This window comes from Chloroflexota bacterium, from assembly GCA_018829775.1.
GTDB lineage: Bacteria > Chloroflexota > Dehalococcoidia > Dehalococcoidales > RBG-16-60-22 > E44-bin89.
Window position 1 is genome coordinate 1 of record JAHJTL010000047.1, and the last position, 6206, is coordinate 6206.

7 protein-coding genes, 1 tRNA gene and 1 pseudogene are annotated in these 6206 nt (G+C 47.5%); 4 read left to right on the plus strand and 5 right to left on the minus strand.

Annotation, left to right across the window (positions count from 1 at the left end; all coding sequences use genetic code 11):
* From KKD83_04655 to KKD83_04665, 3 genes are all read right to left on the minus strand, one after another.
* Window positions 1-368: hydrogenase iron-sulfur subunit (locus tag KKD83_04655; GenBank protein MBU2535441.1), on the minus strand; the 368-nt coding region annotated here is incomplete at its 3' end.
* Window positions 369-390: 22 nt separating this feature from the next.
* On the minus strand, window positions 391-2187 hold the full coding sequence (locus KKD83_04660; GenBank protein ID MBU2535442.1) for an FAD-dependent oxidoreductase: 1797 nt from the start codon (window positions 2185-2187) through the stop codon (window positions 391-393).
* A 32-nt stretch (window positions 2188-2219) separates the two neighbouring features.
* Window positions 2220-2795 carry a hydrogenase maturation protease gene (locus KKD83_04665; protein ID MBU2535443.1) on the minus strand — a complete coding sequence of 192 codons (576 nt, stop codon included), beginning with the start codon at window positions 2793-2795 and terminating at the stop codon, window positions 2220-2222.
* Window positions 2796-3015: 220 nt separating this feature from the next.
* On the opposite strand from KKD83_04665, the gene KKD83_04670 reads away from it, so the two are divergent.
* From KKD83_04670 to KKD83_04680, 3 genes are all read left to right on the plus strand, one after another.
* Window positions 3016-3321, plus strand: coding sequence for an antibiotic biosynthesis monooxygenase (locus tag KKD83_04670; protein ID MBU2535444.1), 306 nt, complete (start codon window positions 3016-3018; stop codon window positions 3319-3321).
* Window positions 3322-3479: 158 nt separating this feature from the next.
* Window positions 3480-3725: an SDR family NAD(P)-dependent oxidoreductase gene (locus KKD83_04675; GenBank protein ID MBU2535445.1), complete on the plus strand. Its 246-nt coding sequence runs from the start codon at window positions 3480-3482 to the stop codon at window positions 3723-3725.
* A gap of 573 nt (window positions 3726-4298) precedes the next feature.
* Window positions 4299-4373, plus strand: a tRNA-Lys gene (locus tag KKD83_04680).
* A 122-nt stretch (window positions 4374-4495) separates the two neighbouring features.
* Here the strand turns inward: KKD83_04680 and KKD83_04685 are convergent.
* Window positions 4496-5287: pseudogene (locus tag KKD83_04685) on the minus strand (site-specific integrase).
* Window positions 5288-5556: 269 nt separating this feature from the next.
* Entirely contained in the window at window positions 5557-5844 is a 288-nt protein-coding gene (locus KKD83_04690) for a helix-turn-helix domain-containing protein (protein ID MBU2535446.1), read from the minus strand.
* A gap of 35 nt (window positions 5845-5879) precedes the next feature.
* Here KKD83_04690 and KKD83_04695 point away from each other — a divergent pair, with 35 nt between their 5' ends.
* A complete protein-coding gene (locus KKD83_04695) occupies window positions 5880-6077 on the plus strand; it encodes a helix-turn-helix domain-containing protein (protein ID MBU2535447.1) in 198 nt (65 codons plus the stop codon).
* Window positions 6078-6206 lie beyond the last annotated feature (129 nt).

Here is a 6206-nt window from a genome sequence, read left to right on the forward strand (position 1 = left end):
TTGACCGTTTCACCCATGCTTTTCACCAGCTCTGGAATCCTCTTCCCGTCAGGGTCAAGCGAGAGCTCCATCCTGACCCTTTCCGGCTCGATTCCATAGCTATCAAGCACCTTACGAAGGAGTTGAACCCGCTTTTTTGTCTCAAAATTGCCATCCTGATAATGGCAATCGCCCTCCGGGCAGCCCAAAATAAGGACACCGTCAGCACCGTGTTCGAATGCCTCCATGACATGCTTGGTATCAATCTTGCCGCTGCAGACAATGGGTATCCAGTTTTTTATCTTGGAGGATAAGGAAGCCTCGTCCGTTAAATAACCCCAGCCGAATTTGCAGGAGAAACAGACCACTTTTGGCTCAAAATCACCCATTTATTCACCTTCCCTGTTAATACTAAGATAGCGACGTAAAAGTGTTTTCAATCCGATCGTAGGTCGTATCATCAACCAGTGCTCTCGCTTCGGATGGGCAGGCAGCCACACACATACCGCATGATTTGCATCTGAACATATTGTCCGTTTCCGATACCAGTTTGTCATCACGTACTACCAGGTGTGCCGCGTCATAATTGCAAACATATACGCAGGCGCCACACCCACTGCACCTTTGCTCGTCAACTTCAACCGCGTATAGCGATTTCTCAAAGCCGATGGAAATACACGCTTTGCAGGAGAGGCACGGACCGCAGGTTAGACATCGTTTGGCCTCTTCTATCGCCTCCATCAAGGTGAGGCCTTTTTCGAACAATTGAAAGTGCATCCTCTTTTCCGGCGGTATCCAGACCACCTCGGCAGGTTCCTTGTAGCTGGTCCTCTCGGGTAATCCAAGCGCTTCATAATCCCGCTTTCTTCCCCACCGCATGTCTAATCCCCTCAGGTATCTGTGGATTGACTCAGCGGCTTCAATTCCTTCCTTCATCGCCTCCACCATAAAACCTATCCGCCGCACGTCACCGCCGATGAAGACCGCCGAATTCTGCAGGCTCTGAAGGGTAAAAGGGTCAACGGCCAGCCTTCCCCTTTCGTCCAGCAGCTCTTCCTTCTTAAGAAAAGCTCTATCCGCCGCCTGCCCGATGGTGATAATCAGTATATCTCCCTCCATCTCAATGCAATCGCTGCAATCGAACTGCGGGTTGAAGCCACTGTCATCGAAAACGCTGGTACACCGCGGGCAATCGATTTTCTTGAACTTTCCGCCCACGCCCGTGATACTTCGCACGCCGCGGGAACAGACAATCTTCAGACCTTCTTCCCAGGCCGCCCTTATCTCCTCTTCATCTGCCGGCAGGCCGTCCCGGGAGCTTTTATCTTCACACTCGAGAGCCACAACTGTAACCTCGCCGCCAAGTATTCTTGCCGTTCGGGCAGCATCAAAGGCAACATTACCGCCGCCAATTACAATTACCCGTTTATTTTTAAAATAATCCGGCTCAATATTGCCGTGACTCACTTCGTAGAGAAAGTCCAGTCCATACATCACGCCGGAAAGGTCCTGCCCCTGCACCTCTTCGTCGCCGAAGGTAAGCACCCTGGGATAAGGCGTCCCCTTGGCGATAAATACCACCTCATACCCTTCTTTCTTCAACTGTGCCAAAGTGAGCTCCCCTTCACCTACCTTAGCGCCGAACCGGACATCTATATCGGCAATCCTCACCAGGTTATCCAGTGTGGTCTGCAGTACATCGTTGGGTAATCGATATTCGGGGATAAGCCACAGGGCGCCACCCAGTCTATCGGACGCTTCAAATATTGTTGTCCGGTAACCTCTCTGGCTCAATACATAAGCACACATAAGACCGCCCGGACCTCCACCCATGATGGCGACGTTTCCCCGGTCTTTGGCAGTACTTAACTTCTCTTTTTGATTTAAATAATCGGTGTAATAGTCCGATAGAAAGCGCTTGAGCAGCCTCCTCCTGATGGCGCCTCCCTTGGTTTTGTAATTGCACTCCAGCTCGCAAAGGCCGCAAATGTAACCGCATATATTGAAGAAGGGGTTCTTCTCGTAGAGATAGTCGCCAATCTGTATTATCCCTTCTTTTGCTACCTCAACAGCCTCCGGAAGAAGCGAGATGAGGACATTGGTGCGCTGTATGTCTTCATTAATGGGACATTTTATCTGGCAGGGAGGCAGCATCTGCTTGATTGCATCTTCGACATTCGCTCCCCGGTTGCTAGTGGTTTTCCACATAGAAAAGCCTCCTCAAGTAGTTTTATGTTAAATTATCTTCGGAAATCTACGCTCTTCATAGCCACGGACTGCTTGGTTCTGGTCTTCTTGACCGGCGTTTCATCGGGTTGTTCTTGCCGACTTTCCAGCAAATGAAGTATCTTGTCCAGTGCCACAGGAATGGCCTTTTCAACGGCCGGCGTCAGGTCTTCACCGAAGCTGGTGGCATCCTCGGCTTCTATAGCCACGATGGTCACATCTTCCGGCATTGGCCACCCGAGGGATTTACCCAGCTCCAGGGCCTGTAATAAACCGGTGCGGTGCTGGTCGCTCTGATTTGCCTTTTGGCTGCTAAAAGCCCGCGGTTTCAGGCAGTATACTTCCCCTGGAATACCACCATTCTGGATAGCATCGATAACAATGGCGGAATCGAAACCTGCCAGGAGTTCGGCGAGGTTAAGACCAGCCTTACTGGTCTCTTGAAACTCAATGCCAGGACCGGAGAAACGACTGCGGAGTATCTGGACTAGAAGGTGGCCTACCCTATCATCCCTGAGAATGGGATTTCCAATACCTAGAATTAGTGTTCTGGGGCTCTTTTTAACCTCAGTATCCCTGATTTTACCCACCAGCCAACAACTACTTAAAACAGTAATAGAAATCGTCTTTGAAGCCGACTCAGAATAAAAGTTGCCCATATAAAAATACAATAAAATTTCAAAATGCGCAACTATTTTTACCAATAAAACAGGGTTGACTTTTCTGTTTTTCAGTATTGATAAATACAAAAAACGGTCTATAATTGAAATCCCTGAGAATATAAGAGAATTGCTACCAAGGAGGTTGAAAATGATAAGAGTAATGATAGAGCGTAAAGCAAAAGCCGGTGAAGACCTGTCTTCTCTGCTCGTCGAGCTCAGGGTAGCCGCCATAACCCACTTTCCGGGCTATATCGGCGGCGAAACACTCGTCAATACCGAAGACCGAGCCGATATCGTGGTGCTCAGCACCTGGCAGAACATTGAGGACTGGGAACGATGGGCTGGCTCGGAAACCAGAGTGAAACTGTACGAATGTATTGAGCCTCTGCTTAAGGAAAAGCCAAGTGTCTGGGTTTTTGAAGTCATGGCCACAGAGCATACCGTGCAGAAATAGTTTGCGTCTTAAGCTGGCAAGGAATGAGAAGGCGTGGCATGTATCGTTTGCAAGGCCGGTATACCATTGTAAATAATTATTATAATGGTTGTCATCATTAGAAAGCGAAACTAGGGAGGGAGCAAGTAACGAATAACTTATTTGACCTGCGCGGAAAAGTGGCCATTGTCATCGGCGGCAATGGCGGTATCGGCAAGGGAATCGCCGATGGCCTGGCATCAGCCGGGAGCGACATTGTTATTTTTACCCGCAATGAAAAAAAGACCGCAGAAGCGGCAGACGACATTAGAAAGAAATACGGAGTAAGAGTACTGGGTTTGCAGGTTGACGTTGGCCAGGAAGAAAGCATTCAAAACGGCGTGAAACAGGTACTCGTTTTGTTTACCCCAAGAACCCCCACCTAGTGAAACGGGGCTTAGTGAATCCCTGTCATTTATGTCTTAGGTGTCCTTTTCATGCCCCAATTTGCGAAAGCCAGAGTAGCGAGCCCTACAATATTTATTACAGCAAATGTCAGGGTAGCACATCTCCCCCAATTGGAGGCAAACTCATTGATCAGAAGACCAATAGTCCCAACAATCAGAAAGATAAAAGCTCCGATGATAAGTATGGACTTTCCCATGGCTTTTCCCTCCTTCATCGTGGTACAAGTATAATTGATGCTACCTCAGTCAGCAAGGACCAGAGCTTGGCCTATCGCCCATTTGAACAAAAGTCCATTTTGTGTGATCTATAAATGTTCTTTGAAGGTATAAATGGTCAGGCCAACCTGAAAAAGCGGCTAGATTTGGAAATAAAGGCCGTTGACAAGAAAACTGGACAAAATGTCTATTTTGTGACATCCGTGCTTTCACCATTGAAATAATCACTCAAGTATGATATTGTAGGCAAGACAGGGCTCTTGAAGAATCGGTGCATAAGTTGAGCACCTGATTCGTTAAAAATGGAGTCGTTTTTCTAGGGAATTTGTGCGTAGAAGTTGCCAAAATTGGGGTAAATTCAGCACCTGACTTTTAATCAGGGTGTCACAGGTTCGAGACCTGTACGGCCTACACTCGCTCCCCTCACCATTTGCTAACGGATTTCTAACGGAAGCTTCTTTGTTTTCATTCTGGGATATCTTTTCTAACATCAAATCCATTGTATCGGCTGCCGCTCTCAATTCACCCTCCCAGTGATTGTAGATAGTGAGGGTCACCATTTCGCTGGCATGTCCGAGAACCCTGCTGATTACCTCGATAGGTTGCCCGGCCTTCCTCTGTAATGTAGCATAGGTATGCCTTAAGTCATGCAAGCGAATGCGCTTCAAACCTGAATTCTTAACAATACGTCGGAAGACTTTAGACACATACCCGGGATCTGGCAGAGTTCCATCCTCACGAGTAAAGACAAAATCATCCCCTGATAACTGCCCACCAAAGTACTCGGCATTGGATTCCTGCCGTTCATGTAAATATCGCAACAACATCGCCAGTGAGAGAGGCAAGGCCACGATACGGCGTGACCGCTTTGTCTTTGGTTCTTCGTATCGCCACTCTTTCCCGATTTTGTATGCGGTTCGGCGAATAGAAATATTTGGTGACGTGTTATTCAGGTCCATATCGCCCCATTTTAGACCAAGTGCTTCTCCACGTCGAACACCGGTCAGTGCCATCGTGGCGAAGAGCGCATAAAATTCTGAGTTGCCAGCTGCTGTCAGGAAATGATCCAGTTCTTGCATATCCCAGACTTCGGTATCGGCTTTCCTGGCGGCTGGCGGATCGGCAAGTTCAGCAACATTACGTACCAGTTTACCCTTTCGCAAAGCATCATCCAGAACCAGGTGCACGATTCTTAGTAAATATCGGGTGGTAGTGGCCGACTTTCCTGCTTTAACCATATTGGCCATAATGAGATTGAGATCGTCTGGTGTAAGTGCGACAGCCGGTTTAGCTCCGACCTTAGGGATAACATGAGTTTCAAGCATCTGGTGATAGCTATTTAGCGTGATCGGCCTAACGCGATTGGGAGCAATCGTTTCCAGGTAATTCCGACAGAGTGTGGCTACGGTCTCTCGGCTGGGCATTATGAGCATGCCCTTATTGACCTCGCCTATGGCTTCAGTGAGCGCTCTTTCAGCTTTACGCTTGGTAGGGTTGCCGGTCAACCACTTCCGTCTCCATTTCCCTGTTCCCGGATCCTTTATAGATATAACCGGGTAAAACCGACCGTTCTTCTCTGCAATATGTCCTCTCATTATGCCCCCTGTAAATTGTCCATATTCTCAAGCCACTCATTGAAACGCTTGCGCGAAAATATAATAATCCGCCCGACTCTTTTGCATGGAATTTTACCCTCATTGGCCCAAGTGTAAATAGTGTTCTTTCCAATGCCCAAAATTTGCCGAACCTCATCGGCCCGCATTACCGGGTTTTCCTCGTTTTTTATTTGACTCTTCTTGTTACGAGGTTTGTTATGCTTTGCCCCCTTGTCATTCGGGCCGTGGGAACGAGCATGATTACGAATGGAAAGGCTGCTGGACATGTCACTACTTTACTGAAGGAGATGTTTTTCCCTATATGTCTACCTCTGATGCTGCTTTAGAACTTAAAGTATCTAAGAGCACCATTAGAAACTGGATAAAGAAAGGTAAGTTAACAGGTCGAATATTCCGACAAGTCAGAATACAACCTGGAATTTACCCTCCAGCTAGGAAGTACCATATAACAAAAGAGAGTATTGCCCAAGTTCAAAAAGCGCTTAAAGGTGATGATTAATGGTGCATTTTATCTAAGATTATAAACTTCTTCTGTTTTGCTATTAGCACATAGTGATAAGACCTAACCGTCCTGTAACCGCAGACCAGCTAAGAACTGGACAATAGCCCAAATTGTCAAATCATACAA

Excerpts from the sequence above, each read along its gene's own strand:
- KKD83_04660 (MBU2535442.1), bottom strand. The coding sequence starts at position 2,187 with ATGTGGAAAACCACTAGCAACCGGGGAGCGAATGTCGAAGATGCAATC.
- KKD83_04670 (MBU2535444.1), top strand. The coding sequence starts at position 3,016 with ATGATAAGAGTAATGATAGAGCGTAAAGCAAAAGCCGGTGAAGACCTG.
- KKD83_04690 (MBU2535446.1), bottom strand. The coding sequence starts at position 5,844 with ATGTCCAGCAGCCTTTCCATTCGTAATCATGCTCGTTCCCACGGCCCG.
- KKD83_04695 (MBU2535447.1), top strand. The coding sequence starts at position 5,880 with ATGTCTACCTCTGATGCTGCTTTAGAACTTAAAGTATCTAAGAGCACC.